We start from the raw sequence: 19137 nt of genomic DNA, 5'->3' as shown, positions 1-19137 counted from the left end.
TATTCTTATATCATGTGGTGCAAGGCTTGCTCCTTTCGATATTCAGGAGCTTAGAGACTTGATGAAGGAAGATGAACTTGAGCTTGACACTCTTGGCGATAGAAAGACAGTACTCTTTGTTATTATCTCTGATACAGATGATACTTTTAACTTTGTGGTATCTATTATGTATTCACAGCTATTTAATCTACTTTGTGATAAGGCAGATGATGAATACGGGGGAAGATTACCTGTTCATATAAGGTGCTTGCTTGACGAGTTTGCCAACATCGGCTTAATTCCAAAATTGAAGGAGTTAATAGCGACAATCCGAAGTAGAGAAATATCCGCAAGTATTATCTTGCAAGCACAATCTCAGCTAAAGGCAATTTATAAAGATAATGCAGATACTATTGTAGGTAACTGTGATAGTACCTTGTTTCTTGGTGGAAAGGAAAAGACCACACTTAAAGAACTATCTGAAACACTGGGTAAAGAAATCATAGACCTATATAACACATCGGAAACTAGATCCAATGCCAATAGTTATGGACTGAATTATCAAAAGACAGGAAAGGAGCTGATGAGTCAGGATGAGATAACGGTTATGGATGGCAGTAAGTGTATTTTTCAGCTTCGAGGTGTCAGACCGTTTTTGTCAGACAAATTCTGATATTAAAAAGCACAAGAATTACAAGCTCTTGGAAGACTATGATAAAAAGAATGTGTTTGATATTGAAGAATACATCAGAAGAAAAGGCAAAGTTAAGATGAATAGAAATACAGTAATTACAAGATTGTAATATTTTCTGTTATAGCTTTATAATTATTGTATAATAGAACAAATTTGAATTTGTGAGGACGCAAAAATGGTTTTTGAAAAAATTGATAAAAATAGTTGGAAACGAAATGAGTATTTTGAACATTACTTTACGAATATACCTTGCACATACAGCATAACCGTTAAAGTGGATATTACACAAATAAAGAAAAAGCGAATGAAGCTATATCCCGCAATGCTTTATTATCTTACAACGATTGTAAACCGCCATTCAGAGTTTAGAACGGCAATTAATCAGGAGGGTGAACTGGGAATATATGACGAGATGATACCCAGCTATACCATATTCCATGAGGACACAGAGACATTTTCCAGCCTTTGGACACCATACATACCAGATTTTGAAGCATTTTCTATGGCGTATGCGAATGATATGCAACGGTATGGAAGCAATTATGGAATGATAGGAAAACCAGATGTACCCGAAAATGTTTTTAATGTATCGATGATACCATGGTCAACCTTCGATGGCTTTAATCTGAATTTGCAGAAAGGATATGATTATTTGATTCCTATTTTTACGATGGGGAAATATTACAGAGATGATGAAAAAATCATACTTCCTCTCGCCATCCAAGTGCATCATGCAGTGTGTGATGGATTTCATATCTGCCGGTTTGTCAATGAACTGCAAGAATTGATAAATAATTAAATCCCAGTTTGTCGAACTGAATATAAGATAATTAAAGGCGATAGAAAAGCAACATCTATCGTCTTTTTTAATGCCTATTTTCAATTTATATTGCGATCAATAAATAGGAAAAACTCTCAGAGAAGCTAACTAGTATTTCAAATGCCGCTCACGAGGTAAACGAAGATTAAAAATAATGTTGTTTTGCACATCACTGACATTATTACCAATCAGACTTTGCACTACATCCTCAAGCGGAATTGCAAAACGCCCCCAAGAGAGCGAGCAAAAAATCAGCCCAATAAGTAGGCAAAGTAAAAGAGGAAAGGTAAGGGAGAATTTATTCATACACTCAAAATTCATTGTTTTTATAAGTATATAGCGATTGTATTTTTTTTGTATATAGCGAAAATTGAGTAAAAAAATAACCGCACTTTGTGGCACGGTTACGTTATTTTATAAGCATTTAGCTGGTTTTGGCAGACCCGCCAGTTTGGTTGCTTGCTTAGCTGGTCCGTCAGGGAAGAGTCGTTGTAAATAGCGGCTATTGCCTTTATCTGCACCTAATTTTTCTGACATTGCTTTTACCAGCATTCTAATTGCAGGGGAGGTGTTATATTCTTGGTAAAAATCACGCACAAAATAAATCACTTCCCAGTGAGCTTCGGTCAGTTCTACATCTTCTAGCTGAGCGATGTGTTTTGCTACATCTTCATTCCAATCAGCAATATTAAGTAAATAGCCAAAGGCATCGGTTTCGATTTGTTTTCCTTGTACGGTAATCATATTAATTCACTTCTTTAAAGCTGATCATTTCGTTATCGGAGTAGTCAGACGTATCTTCATCATCAAATTTCATTGGTTCGATACGTTCTTCATCAAATGCAGTATCACCTTCAATGCCATCAAGTGATTGACCATGTTTAATGCCTTTGAAATCGAAAAGTTTCGGGTCACATAAGTGTGACAACGTAATATTTTGCATTGCACTAAACATGGTTTCTAGGCGACCTGGATATTGACGGTCCCAAGTATTCAGCATTTCTTTCACTACTTGACGTTGTAAATTAGGTTGAGAACCACATAAATTACAAGGGATAATTGGAAATTCTTTGGCTACGGCATATTTTTCAATATCTTTTTCTTTACAATAAGCCAATGGACGAATCACGATTTGCTTGCCGTCATCTGAAATTAATTTCGGTGGCATCGATTTTAATTTTCCACCGTAGAACATATTCAGGAACAGGGTAGCCAACATATCATCACGATGATGACCAAGTGCGATTTTTGTTGCACCAAGTTCTGTTGCTGTACGGTATAAAATACCACGGCGTAGACGAGAGCAGAGAGAGCAAGTTGTTTTGCCTTCTGGAATTTTCTCTTTCACGATGCCATAAGTATTTTCTTCAACGATTTTATAATCCACACCAATACTTTGCAGATATTCAGGTAAAACATGCTCCGGAAAACCAGGCTGTTTTTGGTCTAAATTGACTGCAACGATATCAAATTTAATCGGAGCGCTTTGTTGTAAATTCAACAAAATATCAAGCAGTGTATAGCTGTCTTTACCACCAGAAAGACAAACCATTACTTTATCACCATCTTCAATCATGCCAAAATCAGCAATTGCATTGCCTACATTACGACGAAGGCGTTTTTGCAATTTATTGAAATTATAAGTCTGTTTTTTATCTTGGTTTTGTTCTGTCATATTGATTAACTTTAGCTAATAAAAAAGCCCTGAATCAACTTCAGAGCTTATAAATTCTGTGGTGCCTAGGGTCAGTTTCTTCCTGTATTGATTTTGAAAGAGATTTTTGACTTCTGGCGTAATTTTGGCGTACTTGCTCTAAAACGTATTGGATAAAATATCCTTGTTTGAGCATTATATCACAGAAGTGAATTGTGCCAATGGTGGGAAGTTTGAAAGGTCATTTGATACGTTTGGCGTTAATTCTACACCAGCGAATAACTTCACCAGCTATCCATCTTGGGTGCGATTTTTCTTTTAATCTTACGCCTTTTGGAAAACTCTGCTGTTTACCAAATTGGTAATACCTTTAAAGGTTTGATTTACTGATTTTCGGCTATAAAAAAAGCCGCGTTGAGCGACTATCTTTTTCACCGCTCGTAACATTCGGGACGCCAATCCCGACTTTCTGTTGAAAGTCGGGGGGTATCTTAATCCGAAGTGGGGGCGGTGTCGATAAAAAGCCCCGATTTTTTCGGGGCGAGGTTTATGATTGATTTCTTGCTTTTTGGTAAGCTAACCGTGAAGCAAGCATAGCTTGGCGTTTTAGCTCTTTTGCGCTTGGCTTATTTTCTGCCATATGTTTACTCCTTATAATTTGGGGTTTTAATGATAAAGCAATCTTGATTATTGCCTAATTGTCCGATTGGTTGAAAGTCTATCATAAGTGGATGGCGATTGTCGCACATTTTTTGATACATTCTGCTCAATGAGGGACGTTCAGCGATGAAAAAATAACATTCAGGTTGGTAAATTAAATAGTGCTTATAGAGCAATGTTTCAAGTTGCTCTTTTAAGTGCTGAATATCGGTTTTCTTTAGCTGATGATTGATTGGTGGCGCATATAAATCGATATTCGGGTCGGTGCTTTCGTAGTATTCTTTTACGCCAAATTTGACACTGTATGTTTTACGATTTTTTAATAGCGGCACTAAGCGTTCATCTAAAGAAAAGAGACTTTCAATCACATCATTATCTGATGAGAAATCAATAATATAATCAACATTTGCTACACGAAATTTAGCAAATTGATGAGGAATTGAATGATATTCAGATTTAATAAATAATTCTGCCATATTCCACGCTTTGGGTATAAAAAAACCTCTAAAAGAGGCTGTTGAAAGTAATACTATCCTAATTCGAAGCAGGAGCGGTGTCAAATAAAAAAGCGCTGAGAATTTGAGGGAGCGAGTTATTCATCATCAATTAATTCTTTTGTTTTCTTTGGAATGTCATTCACCTCTCCTTTAATACCATCAACAGCTTTATCCAGGCGTTTTCCTACGCCATCGATAATCGTTTCAAGTGGTGTGCTTTTTAAATCTTTGTCAAAGACTTTGGTTGGATTTATCCCCAAATTATCCACGGCAATTTGCAGAAGTTGCTGATGTAATTTAGGGTCTTGTTCTTGTACTTGTTTCTTATAACCTTCAAATGCCATTGCTGAGGAATATTTGTAGTTATAATCCTCCCTTAATCTAAAGAGATAAGCCCGTTCTTTTGCTTTTAACCAGGCGATGACAAGTAACGGGATTGTCACAATAGACTTAGCAAGAAATTGTAAAATATTAAGGCTGTCTGTTGCACTCAGGCTTGTTGAATAATTGATAAATGAAATAACAGATGTTGCAACAAGTGATCCAAGCAAAATTTTATCTACAGCTTTCATTTTACTATCGATATTTTCAGATTGAGTTTTAAACGAACCTGCCATGCTTGCTCGGTTGGCGTCTTCAATAATCATTTCAATCTCCTCTTTTTGTTTATTGAATAATTTAATCATACCTTCAATATCTTCATGATATTTTTCGATTTGGGGTTTATTGGTTTCTGCTGTGGTTGCTAATGTCGTAATTTTAGTGAGATTATTTTGTGCGGTGAATTCGTAGCTCGAAATATCGCTACTTAATTTCTCTGACTGTTCGTGCCACTGGGAAATTTCAGTTATTTGTTCTTGTGCATCGTTATAAGATTTTTTAAGTGTAATCAGCGAGTTTTTTAAATTTTCGAACTCCTTTTTATTCTCTACTAATTGCTCTTCAAGTGAGATTTGCTCTTCTAAATTCAATTTTGCTTTGGATATATCTGCAGCAATAGCATTGAGTTCTTCTTCTGTTCTTAATTCGCCCTTAACTTCAATTAAATATAATTCCTTGATTGTCATTCTTAGTTTGATTAGAGATAAAATAAATGAATTTACATCATATTTATCCCATTTATTACTCGCTCTTTTTTGATTGATGATACGAATTATTTTTTTAATTAATTGAAGAGAAATATATTTTGCATACGAAATTTCAAGACTTTTTCCAGATTTTTCTATTTTCTCTATTAAGGGATAAAGTTGCTCTATTTCTTTGATAATTTAGGGTGATTTTATTTCGCCCATCCACTCATAGTCTTTGTTGATTTTTGTATTAATTAAGTTTTTTAACTCAGTCAGTCTTGCTTTAACGGTTTTCATAGTATTCCCTTTATATATTAAAAATTACTCTGATTGTAAGGTAATTTTTCGGGATAAAAAAGCCCTCGTTTTACAGAGGGCAAACCTAAGGAACCAATTTTATAGGTTGCATAAGTTTTAAGCCCTCATGCTCGGCTGAGACAGTAACCAAAAGTTTGGGTAGTCATCCCAATTGAGTAAGCTCGTCTTGAGCGGTGTCAGCCGTGACTAAATCGACTCGACCAGCTTTAACAATCATTGCAAAGCCCAGATATTTTGGAATTTTGCCCCATGTCGGTTTCCACAACCAACGAAACAAAGAGCCATTAAGGCGCCTTTCTTTATGCTTGTAAGGCTCAAGCCCTTATTGTCACCACAACACATAAGGAATATAATTTAGCCAACCACAACACAATGAAGGATAAATTATGAAAAATAATATCTTAGTTACTTATGATTTAAATAAGTCTGGTCAGAATTACAATGCGCTCATTGAAAAAATTAAAACTTTAGGCGTATGGGCTAAAGTCCAACAATCTGTTTGGTATCTTCACACCTCTTATTCAGCTAATGAAGTTTTAGATCATCTAACTAAAGTGACTGATTTCAACGATTCTATTTTCGTTGCAGATATGAGCGATGCTTCTTGGATAGGATTGTCTGCCAAAGTGCAGCAATTTATTCAGGATCAGTGGTGGAAATAGATCCACAACTTCCAGCCCCCGTATTTTTGCCGTAACGATTAATGCGTTCAAATGCGAAACAGCATCTATCGGCAATTAATGCAGGATCTAAACAACCGTTTTCAACTGCTCTTAATACAGCCCATTTGATTTGATCTTTATCTCTTTCAGATAGGCTGTTTTCTTGTTTTTCTTCCATTTTTTAACCTCGTTTGTTTTATTGTTACCATTTCAAAGCAAACTTACCAAATTCTGATCTAGCTATCCTTAAATTGGTAATCTGCAGTTTACCCAGACCTTTGATGGAACATTTAATAAGTTCGCTTTGAAATGGCGTCCTATACAAGATTCTAACTTGTAACCTATTGCTTAGAAGGCAATTGCTCTATACGATTGAGCTAATAGGGCGTAACCAGTCCGTAGGCTTGTTTGCCATTTCTCCGACTGAACTCGTATCCTCTAAGGGATTGCTTAAAGATATAAACAGCGCTGCCATTGACCTGCCAACCACATCTCTTCGGTTAAACACGCAGTACAGTTTTCTGCTCTGGGGTTACTCGACTTAAACAGCCGATAATTTATATCCCGCACGAGACCAAATTGTCTAAAACTCAAAACAGGTTAATGATGAGTGCCTTTCTTTATACTTGTAAGGCTCAAGTCCTCTTGTATGCGACTACAACGAGGAATATAATGCTCTCTGCGACTACAATTTAATCAGAGGAACATCATGGAAGAGTACGCCAAGTTACTTAATACCATACTTACCAAGGTAGTTTTTAATCACATGACTATGTTCTTCGTTTTCTTGTTTATTGGCTTTACGTTCATTCCGCCCGAATTAACGTTGTATCTCGACGCAAAAACACCAGCATTCTTTCCCGATTGGTTCACGCTTGCCAATTTCGGTTCTTTAATTTTTGCGTTGGTTTCTACCATGATTTGGATTCTTATTTCTAAAGCGACCAAATCAATTATTTCAAAACTGCATGAATCATTAAAAACTAATTCAGAGCAAGCTAGATTAATCAATCTACTTCATAATTTATCAACAGAAGAGCAACGTGTTCTTGCTGAGCTTGATAAACAGATGAATTCCCATCATTAACCTGTTTCAAATTTTTAAAGAGCGTCGAGGTTATCTCGTTTTGATGTGATTATTAAACAATATGTTAAGTTTGGCGTAAACGTTAAGTTGATTATATATTTTCAAAAAGTTGATTAATCATATTCAATGTGTTGATTTTTAAAGAGATAAATTTTTAGAGATGATGTTTGATTGCTTATTTTTTAATCAATGGAGAGCGAAAGTGCGGTTGATTTTTAGATGGTTTGGTGGTCGTAAGCAAGTTTTTGTAAATTTAAGCAAGGTATGCGGGTAATAAGAAACCGCCTCTAGGGCGGTTAGGATAGAATATTAAGCTGCGGAGAGTATATCATCACTTCACAGCCCTTAACCTTACGACTAGCTGAATAATTGAGTGTGTAGTCAGTTTGGCGATAATCTTGATAAATCTCCTTAATAGCGGAGTGGTTATCATAAGAGACTATCCATGGAGTTTTCACATTGGTCAAAGCTTGACAAATAGCAACATGATCACTGTGTTTGTAAAAATTACGGTATAGCCCTTGTCCTTTTACATAATAAGGTGGGTCAATATATATTATAGAGCGTTCAGGTACAATATTATCCACATTAGTCAATAGCGTTAACGCGTCTTCGTTGTAAACGTAAATATGGTCAGCGCATTTCCCAATGCGTTCAATTCTTTTGATTAGTTCGTTTTTATTAAAGCGGCAATCTAATTTATAATGGCCAGACTGATTAAGTCCGCCCATGACGCCACCTTTTAATATTCCTGAGCGGTTAGTCCGGTTTAAGAAGAAAGCAGCAAAGCCATGTTCAAGGGGGGATAAATTAATATTGTTCAATCGATGTTTTTGCTTATGCCATTCTTCAATGGTAACAGGTGTTTCTCGAACCAATTGAATAAAGTCGGCATTCTGAGTTGTCACAGATAACCAAAAATTATAGACGGCCAAATCCAAATCGTTGATGTGAATATCAGTGCAATGCCCATTAAAGAGCAAATCTAAAGCGACTCCAGCGCCACCGGCATATGGTTCCACATAGTGCCCTTGAAGGTTATTTTTTTCGATAATGGATTTTATTGTTGGGGCAAATTTAGCTTTGCCCCCCGGGTATCTTAATGGAGTATAAAACATAACTAGAGCCTATTATTAATATATGCTCATTATTATAATTCTTTAATTTGTATTTGGCCAGCAGAATTTTTGCCACATTGCAATAATAAATGGGCGGAGATTATTATGCGCGCTAATAATTTGCGCTGAACAAATATTGTGCGCATAATTGTGTAGTACGCCATGTAATAAATTCAACGTGCCAGAACCTTCTTTTTTGGGTGCGCATTCATTGGTTAGAGCAATTAACTCCTTATTCTCTATATGCTGGGTTTTCTCAAAATACTGCGCAATACCAAGAATCTTTTCTCTGAGTTTTGATTTTTCGCCAATTTTTTGTGTATTGGAACAATCGTGAAACTGTATAGAGTGCCCAGATTTTAATAGAAAATAGTCGCAACTTTGCTCAATTAGAGCACGTAGTAATGCTGCTGTTGCGTAGGGATGCTTTTCTATATCCATGTTATTAATTTCAGAATAAATTGATTGAATTTTACTTACAGGGATCTCTAACTCATAATCAATTAATTGCGCTGATTTACTTTTAGTTGTCTTAGTAGTTCTTTTGGGCGTAGTATTTTTGGGTAAAATGGCGCTACTTGTAGTTGTTGTAGATGATATACCGGAAATTAATTCAATATCTTTATCTAACCGGTTACTTGGAATTTTCCCAATATTTTTTAGGTGTTGAATATAGTCTAGTCGATCATTTTTATTTGAGCGGGAGCCTATGTTGTAATTTGGGTTATCGAAATCATTAAAATATTGGGTAATGATCGCAGTGAATTCTTCTCTTGTAATATTAATAAGAATATTGCGTTCTGTGACCCCAGTGGTAATACCGAAAGCATCTCTTACCTCTGGAGTACTTAACATACGTGTTATTGTTGTAATCACTTTCTGAGATTTCTCAGGAGAAATTAAATTATTCTCTAATGAGAAATCAAGAATAGTCAATGCTGCCGCATGATTTGGTTTCCCATCAACACCTTGATCAAAGCGTGTTTTTTGTTCAGGGCTCCAAGGTTTTCTAGATGTGTTTGAGCTGGCTGTGTGCAAAGTAGATAGCCAAGGCAATGCTTCCTCCCTATTTGTAAAGACATAAACAGGAAGTTTTTTGATGTGATTTTTTACTTTCCCTTGTAGAGTTGTAAAATATCTTTGGTACTTTTTCGGTGCCAAATTCGGTTTATCTAGTAGCTTTAAAGCGCAAACTCGACGATTACCTTCGACCACTATTTTTTTGTTATTTTCAATGATAATGCCTACAAGGTCCAAGGGATTAGTTACTCCCTTCTCGGCAATATCTTTTGCAAGTTCTTTAATCTTCTCATTTTCAATGAGATAATTGATAATTTCTTTTTGGTTTTCTATTGGGACGTGTCTTGGATTTTTGGAGTCTAAAAGTAACGCTCTAATATTTACATTAGTCATAATTTGTCCTTAGGTTGGTTATGATTTAATTACAGTTTTTAATCCTTTACCTTACCGCGCTAATCACAAATTCACCGCTTCGATATGCACAGTGCGGATAAATCTGCCGATAAATTTCGCGGTTTGGCAAATCTCATCTGTTATGTCTTGCGGATCATAGTCTTTATTGTCTGAGTGCAATCTATAACCACCTCCAACAAGCTTTTGTACACGCTTGATAAACAATGCGCCGTCAATAGTAAAAGCATAAATGCCGTCGCCGTTGTAGGCGTTTATTTTAGTGTCGATAAATACAATATCGCTCTTACGAATTGTCGGCTCCATGCTGTCAGTAGGCACGTTAACAATGCAAATACCGTTAGCATTTTTCTTGCCAATAATTTGCAACATCCCTTCATCGGTTAAATAAAGACTTGAGATCACCTCCGGATAATCCGAATTTTCAAATCCTGTTAAACCTGCTGCTGCGCGCACATCTAGGTAATCAATGCGATGTTTGTGCCGTCCGTCGTGTTGAGTGTCCATCAATTCGGAAGGTGAAAGTGCGGTCGAAATTTCAGGAAGTTCGCTGTCACCGCCAAGTAACCAATCAATCGGATAACCTAATTTTAGATTTATAACCCTGGCATTTTCCTGACTGATTTGTCCTCGCTGTATCCAATTTGTGACCGCCTGCGCTTTTACTCCAACCAAATCAGCTAGCGCCTTTCTAGTTCTTAAATTGCTATCAACAATAACAAATTCTAGGCGTTCAGAGATTCGTTGTTTAGTTAATTCTTCATTGTTCATGCAATTCTCCTTATTTTTTACAAATATAAACGGATTGTTTACTAAATCAAATTATCTTTATATTGATTTGCATTGATTTGTGTTGATTTATTGAGTAACATTAGGTTGATTAAATCAACATGGTTAATTTTATTGGAGGATAACAATGACACCGGTTGACAAAGCAATCGAAGCCTTTGACACTCAAAAAAAATTAGCTGAAGCATTAGGTGTGAGCCCTCAATTCATCAACCAAATCAAAAGACGGGGCGGTGAATTAACGATAGATAAAGTCACGCCGGAACAATGGGTAAGCAGAGATTATTGCAAGCATTAAAGGATCGTTGCTGGGGCATTAATGCAAGTATTGTTGTTGACACCATATAAACAATCAGACCTTGGTTTAATGATGTTTAGAATTCCGCGCAATGCTGCACAGGTAATGACGAAGAGAATGGTGTTAATGCCAGAACCTATTGAGTTACAACATAATGAATCTGGTGTAGTTAATTGGCAAGGGGCTATTAGTGAAGAATTTCCACCGTTGGTGGTGGATTTCTTAAAAAATAAGGAAGTGCAGTCAAAATTACTTACAAAAAAAGCGTTGATGAATTTTGTTGGCAGTATTAAGCATTGTCAGTTGAGTGATGGTGAATACTGTCATAAAGAATTAACAATCACTCCGCACTTAGACGGTTTTATCAGAACTTGTTGGCACCACGATACAGAAATGCGCAAGGGAAACTATGATGCAGAAAAAGCAAAGTTGGTGGTGGAACAAAATATAGAGCAAGCAATCATTGCAAAAATCCAATTAGATTTAAAACATGCTCGTCCTTTAACAGAATCAGATTTAGTGCTGTATTGTTTTAAGAATGGACTTCAACGTTTATTAAGTGATGCGTTATTAAGAAAGGTCTTTAGTGTTAAAGATTATGAACGAGACAATAAAGAAAGTTCTACTCGTTTTGAAGATCCTCTTATTTATCACATGGACCGTTTAGACAAAGCCATTTTAAATTTAAAAGCTGATGATGACCCGCTACTTCAATATATGGCAAGACCAAAGCCACAATATATTCGTTCTGAAAAATGGTTACGTTGGGTAAAAACTCAGCCTTGTGTGTGCTGTGGTAAACAAGCAGATGATCCACATCATTTAATTGGTCATGGTAATGGTGTGATGGGAAGTAAAGCAGATGATTTGGATTGTGTGCCGCTTTGCCGAATTCATCACAATGAATTACATCAAAACGTAAAAGCATTTGAAGAAAAGTATGGTTCACAAATAGAGCTTTGGCATAAGTTCTTTTTATATGCCATCAAGATTGGTGCATTAACTATTGATTAATAGATTAACAATAAAAAGTGCGGTCTTTTTTTAAGTGAGATTTCTATGACAACGATAACGCTTGAACTACCATTTCCACCTTCGGTTAAGCGATGAATTAGGAATGGAAATTGATGGCTACCTTGGAGTAATTAGAAAAGTCACACCAGAACTTTATGATGTATTCGTTCTAACTTATATCAAGAGATGGGAAAAAATAATAATTTGGCTATATTTAGGTATTTCACGGCGTGAATATTTCAGTAGATTGAAAACGGTAAAAACATCACTTTTATTGCTATTATCAACAAAAGGTAAGCAATGTTTATTTATTGCCTGAAAAGTGCGGTCTATTTTGACCGCATTTTTATTATCAATACCCACAATAACCACAAAAATAATTGACATTAATTAATTTATAGGTATAATAACCACATAAACAAACGATATAGGAGCAAATCAATGTGGATAGCCGAAAAATAATTAAGATGATTGAAGCAGATGGTTGGGTTTTCCATCACGCCACAGGAAGTCACCACCCATTTCACTCATCCAACAAAGAAAGGGATTGTGACCGTCCCGCACCCTAAAAAGGATTTAAAGAAAGGGACGGAAAATTCAATATTAAAACAAGCGGGGCTAAAATAGCCCTGCTATTAAAGCAAAGAGGAAAGATTATGTTATATCCAATCGCAATTGAGCCAGGCGACGAAACTCACGCATTTGGTGTGATTGTACCAGATATTCCTGGCTGTTTTTCTGCTGGTGATACGCTTGAAGAAGCTTATATTAATGCGAAAGAAGCTATTGCGGGGCATTTGGAATTATTGGTTGAAATGGGCGAAGAAGTACCATTGCCAACATCAATGGAAAATCACCGTAATAACCCTGATTTTACTGATTATGGAATGTTCTTTGGTGTGGTGGATGTGGATATTACTCATTTATTGGGTAAATCTGAGAAAATCAACATCACAATGCCAGCTTATTTAATTAAGCGCATTGATGATTTTGTTTCAACACATCGTGAATATAAAAACCGTAGCAGTTTTTTAGCTAAAATCGCAGCAGATAAGATCTTATCCGCTTAATTTTACCTCCCCTTGACAAGCTCCTATTTCAAGGGTAGGATTTATCCTAAAGTCTCAAAACCTTAACAACTACACAGCGGAATCGTTCACCCCGTCAGCGTGATTTTTTTATGCGTAAAATTTACCTTGTTTGTTTTATTGCCATTAAGACTTACAGCGTATAAAAAGAAAATTATCTATCAATGGTCGAGTGGGGACTAATACAATACCCGAAAGGGGAATACGTCCAACCTTACTGTGTAAAGGCTTTTGAGCTACTCGATCGCCCTATCTCAAAATAGGAAAACTCAAAAAATTACACAGGAGACCGTTATGTCTAATCAAGTTCAATTTTCAGCATTTACTTTCAAATCTAATTCTGTTCGAGTCATCACTGATAAAAATCAGGAGTCTTGGTTTTGTGCGAATGATGTTTGCGATATTCTCGGCTACTCAAACTCGCGTGATGCTATTTCAAAACACTGTAAAGCAGGGGGGGGGGGGTAGCGAAACGCGACACCCCTACCAAAAGTGCGGTTCAAGAAATGACATTCATCAACGAACCAAATCTTTACCGTCTGATCATCAAATCTCGTAAACCAGAAGCCGAACCATTCGAGGCTTGGGTATTTGAAGAAGTTCTCCCGCAAATTCGTAAAACAGGAAAATATCAACTTCAACCTCAACAGCTCGCCTTGCCAGAACCTGAAAAGAAATACACGTTTGAATTTACTGAGTACGAACTCCAACAGCTTATTTGGTTATGGTTTGCTTTCAAATGTGGCGTCGGCACTTTCCAACACATTGAAAGAGCTTTTAACGTGTTAGGCTCAAATATGAGCGGGCAAATCTACGGACAGGCTTACGAATATTTAAGTGTATTACGCTCAACAAACAAAATCTTAAACCGCATTACACAAGAGTTTGAGATTGACCCAATGACAAACTGGCGTGTATTAAAACACTTGCGAAGCTTTAATCCAAAAGCAGTCAAAATCGACTTCTAAAAACAACGCAAAATCCGACCGCACTTTTGAAAAATCGTGTGGCGGATTTTTACACCTCAAATTCACGAAAAAGGATAAATTATGTTCAGAATTATCTTTGCGGTGGCGTTGTTATGGGCAGCATACGAACTCAATTTAAACCAAGATTGCGATGGGTATATTTGTGACACGTCATCACTAATTACCGCACTTCATAAACCGCTTGACAGCGCACACTAAAAGTGTATTATATGTACTATATTGCGGTTTTAGCGCATAGCAAACGCAAGAAAGAATTTTATAGCCCTGATCGGAAACGGTCGGGGCTTTTTTCATTCCTGTTAAGCTCGATTTAGGCGATCAGAATAACCTTATGTTGCTTAGTTTGGCGATAGGTATTATCACTGCACTTGTTAATATCTATCCCAAAAAGCAACAGTGAATCGACCAGTCGCAAAAATACGAGTTGATAGAAGAAATTTACCGTTAATTCGATTATTGGAGAACCCTACTGGTTATTTCAAATCTGGCAATGGTTACTCTGGTGAAACTATGGGTAAATTTGAAAGCGGTGCAACTATTAAGCATACAAAACAGGAATATCACTTACCTGTAGCTTAAAAATAAAAAAAGCCAAGAGTGATCGGCTCTTGGCTTTAATTATTAGATTAACCTTTATTGCAGGAGAAGTTTACCTGCAAGTAAATTTTAACCATAAAAGAGGGTAAATAAAATGGATTTGAGAAAGAAATTGTTGCAACATAAACCTAAAGTAACCGAAATTGAAATTCTCGGCGAAAAGTACTATGTAAGAGCATTAAGTGTTGGTGATGTGAACCGTGGATTGTTTGGCCAGCACAAACTATTGTGTGATATTGCAAAAGCACAAGGTGTTGAGCTTGATTATGATGATCCAGATGAGTTAGGTAAGCAATTAGGAAAAGTTTACGATCCATATCGTTTAGCTAGAAATCTAGCCCTCCGCTTATGTGATAAAGATGGCAATCTATTGTTTGATTTTGAAAATGAAGATGACTTGAAAGCATTATCAAGCCTAGATAATGAAGTTTCTGAAGAATTAAGTCGCGCATTGATGGGGGATGAACCAAAAAACTTAATGACCGACGCAAGTTCCAAATAACCCTATCGCTTGCGTTGGGTAAAACATTAGAAGAAATCGAACAAATGCCTGAAAAACATTTTCAGGAATATATGCTGTTTTATCAAGAACAGCCATTTGGTTTATGGAGAGATGATTATCGCACAGCACAGATTGCTCATTTGTTAGCGTTAATTCATAAAGATCCAAAACAGAAAGCCACAACATTGAGCGATTTAATGCCATTTTTCAATGAAAATAAGGTGGCAGAAGATAAAGAAGATGATGGCGTAGAGTCTTATTTGTTAAATCGTTGATTGTTTAGTAAAAAAGTTGAAAAAATTAGCTACTCCCTATTGATTAAAATGAATGTATTTTGTACAGTATAGATAAGTAAATAAGGAGGGGTTATGTTTAAAGATGAAATTAAACTTATCCATTGGTTGAGCAAAGAGATTATTGCGTTTTTCGCTTTATTCTTTGTGTTACCTATTATTTTTATCTTGGCTGTAACAGGCATAACCACAAAAATTTTACTTGGTGTTTCTCTGGCCTACATTGCCTTTTTTATTTTTGCAAAAGTAGCTATGTTTTTCTTTATAAAGAAAACTGAAAATAAAGTGTTGCAGCAAATTGAAAAAGAAAACGAAGTTAAGTACGTCATCATTAAATAGTTAGTGTTTATATAGAAAGCTCGCAATATGCGGGCTTTTTTTATTTCTGGAGAAAATATGTCATCACTCGGTAGTTTATACATTGGGTTGAGTCTCGATACAGTCCAATTTCAGAATGGATTGAGTAAGTCGGAGTATCAGACCCGAAAATTTACTAGACAATTTGAAGCTAATTTTTCTCGAGCTCAAGAAAAAGCACGTCAGTTCTCAGAACGTACAACACAATATTTAAATAATATTGAGAAAGCTGCCAATAACATCAATTCGACAACAAAATGGAGTTTTCGCCTTGATAATTTAGGTAGAGCGCAAGATTTGTCAAAGCAAGCTATTGCGATGATGGATAGCTACACTGAGCTACAGAACCGTATTAGACTAGTGACTCATAGTCAGACAGAAATGGCTCAGGCTACAGAAAGCGTGTTTGATATATCGTCTCGAACCAATCAAGCTGTTGGTGCAACTGCTCAAATCTATCAACGTTTTGCAAAAAATGCTGATACTTTAAATATTAGTCAGCAAAAAGTCGTAGAACTAACAGAAACCGTATCAAAAGCAGTTGCTTTATCAGGTGCAGCACAAGCGTCATCAGAAGCGGCATTAATGCAGTTCGGTCAAGCTTTGGCTATCTAACACAACAACAATGTATCAATAAACGGAGCAAATATGACAACATTCAACAAAATCTTAAACCCAATGTATTCAGCCATTGCTGCATACTCCAAACAAGAAGATAGCTCAATCAATGCCAAGTATGTATTAGGCACGGGCGAAGATAGTGACGGTTCGGTTACTAATTTCACGCCAATCATCTCTGATTACAAATGGATTGATGCAGCAGCAGCTAAAGAGCTAATGAGTAAGCCACTAACCAAAGATGATATTGGTAAAACAACAGCGCAGATTGATTTGGAACGAATTTATGCTTATCTGAAAGAAAACGGTCAAATTGTAATCTAATCAACCTTAACTAAAATCAACTGCACTTTGAGCAATCTTGGTGCGGTTTTTTATTGGAGCAAAAATGGAAAACATTGAGCTAGAAACAGTGCGTGGTGATGATGACGGGTGGACGTTTGAAATCTTAGAAGATAACGAGCAGAAGAGTGATTTATCTGGTAGCAAGTTCGATATGTGGATTGAGCCAAAGAAAGGCGAGATTATTAAGTTGTCAACTGAAACGGGCGAGATTACTGTAAGCGAAAATCTAGTAACCGTTACGTTATCACACGATAAAACGCTAGGGGCGAAGTGGGAAAGCGCAAACTGGGAACCAGTCCGCAAGGATTAATTAGAACGCTCGCAGGCGGTGAATTCACGCTTATTCACGACATAACGGAGGCGAGATGATTATTAGATTAGTTATCTGGCAGTGTGGCAGGGATTAACGACAGCGCAACTAACGAAACTTCAACCTTATCCGCTAAAAAAATCCTTGAACTTGTAAATCAAGCGAAAACCGATGCGAAAAGCGAAATCTTAGGCGGTAATGTAGCAGCTGAATTAGATACCATTAAGGAATTAGCCGATGCGTTAAACGGTATGAAAACAGGCGAAGATGGCTTGAATAAGCTTATTCAAAAAATCTCACAAGCCAATGAAGCATTAACCACGCTTAGTCAGAAGTTCACGGCTCTAAACGGTGTTAATTTAAAAGAAGCTTATAACAGAGGTTACAATAAATAATGACATTTCAAGCGAACATATCAGAATTCGCTGAATTTGTAGGAACTGAAATTAAGCGAATTGAGAATAAAATTTCAGAGGGTGGTAGCAGTCAATCCAGTGGTTCAATGATAATTACTGGCAATGGGCGGCCAGATAAGCCTGAGACAACACAAGCACCTGTTAGATCTGAAGATGGGCGTACATCCTATGAATATAAAATTAAAGGAGATGAGCCGAACGGAACTTTCTATAGTTCAACAAATGGTGCTGGCGTTGGAGCGTATCTGTGGCAGAAGCAGAGCAGAAAATGGGTTGTCGTATCTGGCGATACAGGCATTAGACGAATGACAAAAACATCTGTGAATGTTAAAGGGGGTCATATATCTCTAAGACGAGTGAACGATAGAGTAGAGTGTTCTTTTAGTGCTGGTCGTTGGGATACTATTTCTTTTTATGGAAGTAATAATCCTAAATACACAAGAAAAAACCACGCTAAACGAATGGATATTTTACCACGTTTCCAAATACCACAAGGATTCCGTGCCACCGTGCCTATTATGCTTCCATTTTATAGTGATGACGGCAATGAGATTGCAGTAGTGTATGTTGGAAGCAGAGGAGATAGCAACTATATCGAGTTGAGATTTAGAGATAAACCGCCTGCTGAAGATATGGATTATATGCGTATGCCTGTTATCAGTTGGATAACGGACGATCCGTTCCCAGAAACCCTGCCTTAATCTAGAAGTTCAGCAACTTCTTCCATATTCGGGGCGTAATAGACGTTTTGTAAAATCCTTATGTCTTTATGCCCCGATATTTTCGCCAAAGTCATCACATCAACCTTTTTAGCCAATCTCGTCAAAGCTTCTCGTCTAGTGTCGTGGAAGTGTAAATCATCTCTATTAGCCGCTTTCTTTAACTTTCTGAATGTCGCATCAAGTATATTTGATTTCACTTGAAAGCAAGTTTCGCCTTGTTCTATTTCATCTCTTAACTTTTCCAGTATTCTCACCGCATTTTTTGAAAGTGGAACAGTGCGAGAAGAGCCGTTTTTCGTCATTGGCAAATAAGCCGTCTTTCTTTCTAGACTTACATTATCCCAAGTTAATCCGCATATCTCACCGGCTCGCATAGCTGTTTCAATCGCAAACAATAGTGCAGCTCCAGTTCTTGCTTTGGCTGTTTTTAAACTCTTGTTATATCCACTAATATTAACTATCTCGTCAATATCTTCCTGAGTAAATCTTTGCGTTCTTGGCTTGCTTGCTTTTGGCTGTTGCAATCCAACCATCGGGGAGGATTGAATGTATCCCCATCGCTCCAGCGTAACCTTAAATATATGTCCGATAGTGGATAGCTCTCTGCGAACACTTTCGCCTTTCACAGTTTCCAATCTTTCATTTATCCAAAGCTCTAAATCCTGCCTTGTTACATCTGAAATATATTTATCAGTTATAGGGTGGCGTAAAAACTTAGTTAATCGGTTGAATTCGTGCTTTTCACCTCGTTTTGTAGGTGTGATTTCATTTAGATACACCGCTTAATTACATCAGAGAATAGTGTTTCA

General features: G+C 36.7%; 26 protein-coding genes, 1 tRNA gene and 5 pseudogenes. 19 read left to right on the top strand and 13 right to left on the bottom strand.

Translation table 11 applies throughout. From position 1 onward, the window contains the following. The first annotated feature begins 1 nt into the window (after position 1). On the top strand, positions 2-652 hold the full coding sequence (locus tag QQS40_RS08950) for a VirD4-like conjugal transfer protein, CD1115 family (RefSeq protein WP_521705707.1): 651 nt from the start codon (positions 2-4) through the stop codon (positions 650-652). Between the two features lie 196 nt (positions 653-848). Further along, the gene (gene catA / locus QQS40_RS08945) at positions 849-1472 is read left to right on the top strand and encodes a type A chloramphenicol O-acetyltransferase (protein ID WP_329504899.1); all 624 of its coding nucleotides are present in this window, start codon (positions 849-851) and stop codon (positions 1470-1472) included. Between the two features lie 150 nt (positions 1473-1622). Here the strand turns inward: catA and QQS40_RS08940 are convergent. The 7 genes and pseudogenes from QQS40_RS08940 to QQS40_RS08915 form a co-directional block, all read right to left on the bottom strand. Beyond that, positions 1623-1799, bottom strand: a pseudogene (locus tag QQS40_RS08940) (iron ABC transporter permease); the annotation flags it as partial. 108 nt (positions 1800-1907) lie between these two features. Further along, entirely contained in the window at positions 1908-2237 is a 330-nt protein-coding gene (locus QQS40_RS08935) for a TusE/DsrC/DsvC family sulfur relay protein (protein WP_070592098.1), read from the bottom strand. A gap of 1 nt (position 2238) precedes the next feature. After that, entirely contained in the window at positions 2239-3168 is a 930-nt protein-coding gene (gene ttcA, locus QQS40_RS08930; RefSeq protein ID WP_070592095.1) for a tRNA 2-thiocytidine(32) synthetase TtcA, read from the bottom strand. Between the two features lie 220 nt (positions 3169-3388). After that, positions 3389-3457: pseudogene (locus tag QQS40_RS11270) on the bottom strand (hypothetical protein); the annotation flags it as partial. A gap of 237 nt (positions 3458-3694) precedes the next feature. After that, positions 3695-3787 (bottom strand): transcriptional regulator, encoded by a 93-nt coding sequence (locus QQS40_RS08925; RefSeq protein WP_329504896.1) that lies wholly within the window; start codon positions 3785-3787, stop codon positions 3695-3697. A 4-nt stretch (positions 3788-3791) separates the two neighbouring features. Continuing rightward, complete coding sequence (locus QQS40_RS08920; protein WP_329504894.1) at positions 3792-4283, bottom strand: helicase; 492 nt, start codon at positions 4281-4283, stop codon at positions 3792-3794. Positions 4284-4399: 116 nt separating this feature from the next. Next, entirely contained in the window at positions 4400-5371 is a 972-nt protein-coding gene (locus QQS40_RS08915) for a hypothetical protein (protein WP_329504892.1), read from the bottom strand. A 707-nt stretch (positions 5372-6078) separates the two neighbouring features. Between QQS40_RS08915 and QQS40_RS08910 the strand changes: the two genes are divergently transcribed. Beyond that, entirely contained in the window at positions 6079-6354 is a 276-nt protein-coding gene (locus tag QQS40_RS08910) for a hypothetical protein (protein WP_329504890.1), read from the top strand. Here the strand turns inward: QQS40_RS08910 and QQS40_RS08905 are convergent. Beyond that, positions 6329-6532 (bottom strand): hypothetical protein, encoded by a 204-nt coding sequence (locus QQS40_RS08905; RefSeq protein ID WP_329504888.1) that lies wholly within the window; start codon positions 6530-6532, stop codon positions 6329-6331. The two genes, QQS40_RS08910 and QQS40_RS08905, sit on opposite strands and share 26 nt — an antisense overlap. Before the next feature lie 132 nt (positions 6533-6664). Beyond that, positions 6665-6741, bottom strand: a tRNA-Arg gene (locus tag QQS40_RS08900). Between the two features lie 322 nt (positions 6742-7063). Here QQS40_RS08900 and QQS40_RS08895 point away from each other — a divergent pair. Then, entirely contained in the window at positions 7064-7441 is a 378-nt protein-coding gene (locus QQS40_RS08895) for a hypothetical protein (RefSeq protein WP_329504886.1), read from the top strand. 296 nt (positions 7442-7737) lie between these two features. On the opposite strand, the gene QQS40_RS08890 is transcribed toward QQS40_RS08895, so the two are convergent. The 3 genes from QQS40_RS08890 to QQS40_RS08880 form a co-directional block, all read right to left on the bottom strand. Next, positions 7738-8559, bottom strand: coding sequence for a DNA adenine methylase (locus tag QQS40_RS08890; RefSeq protein ID WP_329504884.1), 822 nt, complete (start codon positions 8557-8559; stop codon positions 7738-7740). 42 nt (positions 8560-8601) lie between these two features. Continuing rightward, complete coding sequence (locus QQS40_RS08885; RefSeq protein WP_329504882.1) at positions 8602-9972, bottom strand: ParB/RepB/Spo0J family partition protein; 1371 nt, start codon at positions 9970-9972, stop codon at positions 8602-8604. 63 nt (positions 9973-10035) lie between these two features. Further along, positions 10036-10761: a LexA family transcriptional regulator gene (locus QQS40_RS08880; RefSeq protein WP_329504880.1), complete on the bottom strand. Its 726-nt coding sequence runs from the start codon at positions 10759-10761 to the stop codon at positions 10036-10038. A gap of 145 nt (positions 10762-10906) precedes the next feature. On the opposite strand from QQS40_RS08880, the gene QQS40_RS08875 reads away from it, so the two are divergent. The 15 genes and pseudogenes from QQS40_RS08875 to QQS40_RS08805 all read left to right on the top strand — a co-directional run bounded on the left by QQS40_RS08875 (position 10907) and on the right by QQS40_RS08805 (position 18307). Further along, a complete protein-coding gene (locus QQS40_RS08875; RefSeq protein WP_329504878.1) occupies positions 10907-11077 on the top strand; it encodes a hypothetical protein in 171 nt (56 codons plus the stop codon). A gap of 69 nt (positions 11078-11146) precedes the next feature. Further along, the gene (locus QQS40_RS08870; protein ID WP_329504876.1) at positions 11147-12091 is read left to right on the top strand and encodes a DUF968 domain-containing protein; all 945 of its coding nucleotides are present in this window, start codon (positions 11147-11149) and stop codon (positions 12089-12091) included. Positions 12092-12558: 467 nt separating this feature from the next. Then, positions 12559-12718 (top strand): annotated as a pseudogene (locus QQS40_RS08865) (type II toxin-antitoxin system HicA family toxin). A gap of 29 nt (positions 12719-12747) precedes the next feature. Then, a complete protein-coding gene (locus QQS40_RS08860; protein ID WP_105881575.1) occupies positions 12748-13161 on the top strand; it encodes a type II toxin-antitoxin system HicB family antitoxin in 414 nt (137 codons plus the stop codon). 312 nt (positions 13162-13473) lie between these two features. Further along, positions 13474-14147, top strand: a pseudogene (locus QQS40_RS08855) (BRO family protein). 81 nt (positions 14148-14228) lie between these two features. Further along, positions 14229-14366, top strand: a complete 138-nt coding sequence (locus QQS40_RS08850) for a hypothetical protein (RefSeq protein ID WP_329504872.1) — start codon at positions 14229-14231, stop codon at positions 14364-14366. A gap of 198 nt (positions 14367-14564) precedes the next feature. Beyond that, positions 14565-14747, top strand: coding sequence for a hypothetical protein (locus QQS40_RS08845; protein ID WP_329504870.1), 183 nt, complete (start codon positions 14565-14567; stop codon positions 14745-14747). A gap of 112 nt (positions 14748-14859) precedes the next feature. Continuing rightward, positions 14860-15267 carry a hypothetical protein gene (locus tag QQS40_RS08840; RefSeq protein ID WP_329504868.1) on the top strand — a complete coding sequence of 136 codons (408 nt, stop codon included), beginning with the start codon at positions 14860-14862 and terminating at the stop codon, positions 15265-15267. Between the two features lie 14 nt (positions 15268-15281). Beyond that, complete coding sequence (locus tag QQS40_RS08835; protein WP_420485551.1) at positions 15282-15542, top strand: phage tail assembly protein T; 261 nt, start codon at positions 15282-15284, stop codon at positions 15540-15542. Positions 15543-15635: 93 nt separating this feature from the next. After that, a complete protein-coding gene (locus QQS40_RS08830; RefSeq protein WP_329504866.1) occupies positions 15636-15899 on the top strand; it encodes a hypothetical protein in 264 nt (87 codons plus the stop codon). 57 nt (positions 15900-15956) lie between these two features. Then, positions 15957-16526 (top strand): annotated as a pseudogene (locus QQS40_RS08825) (tape measure protein); the annotation flags it as partial. A gap of 39 nt (positions 16527-16565) precedes the next feature. Further along, positions 16566-16859, top strand: a complete 294-nt coding sequence (locus QQS40_RS08820; protein WP_329504862.1) for a hypothetical protein — start codon at positions 16566-16568, stop codon at positions 16857-16859. 64 nt (positions 16860-16923) lie between these two features. Continuing rightward, complete coding sequence (locus QQS40_RS08815) at positions 16924-17190, top strand: hypothetical protein (protein WP_329504860.1); 267 nt, start codon at positions 16924-16926, stop codon at positions 17188-17190. A gap of 83 nt (positions 17191-17273) precedes the next feature. Next, positions 17274-17585, top strand: a complete 312-nt coding sequence (locus QQS40_RS08810; protein ID WP_329504858.1) for a hypothetical protein — start codon at positions 17274-17276, stop codon at positions 17583-17585. Continuing rightward, entirely contained in the window at positions 17585-18307 is a 723-nt protein-coding gene (locus tag QQS40_RS08805) for a hypothetical protein (protein ID WP_329504856.1), read from the top strand. The genes QQS40_RS08810 and QQS40_RS08805 overlap by 1 nt, the downstream gene beginning before the upstream one ends. Here the strand turns inward: QQS40_RS08805 and QQS40_RS08800 are convergent. Beyond that, positions 18304-19107: a tyrosine-type recombinase/integrase gene (locus tag QQS40_RS08800; protein ID WP_329504854.1), complete on the bottom strand. Its 804-nt coding sequence runs from the start codon at positions 19105-19107 to the stop codon at positions 18304-18306. The genes QQS40_RS08805 and QQS40_RS08800 overlap by 4 nt on opposite strands. Between the last annotated feature and the right edge of the window lie 30 nt (positions 19108-19137).

This window comes from Haemophilus parainfluenzae, assembly GCF_036288925.1.
In the GTDB taxonomy this organism is placed as follows: domain Bacteria; phylum Pseudomonadota; class Gammaproteobacteria; order Enterobacterales; family Pasteurellaceae; genus Haemophilus_D.
This window is presented reverse-complemented; position numbering and strand designations above follow the sequence as displayed.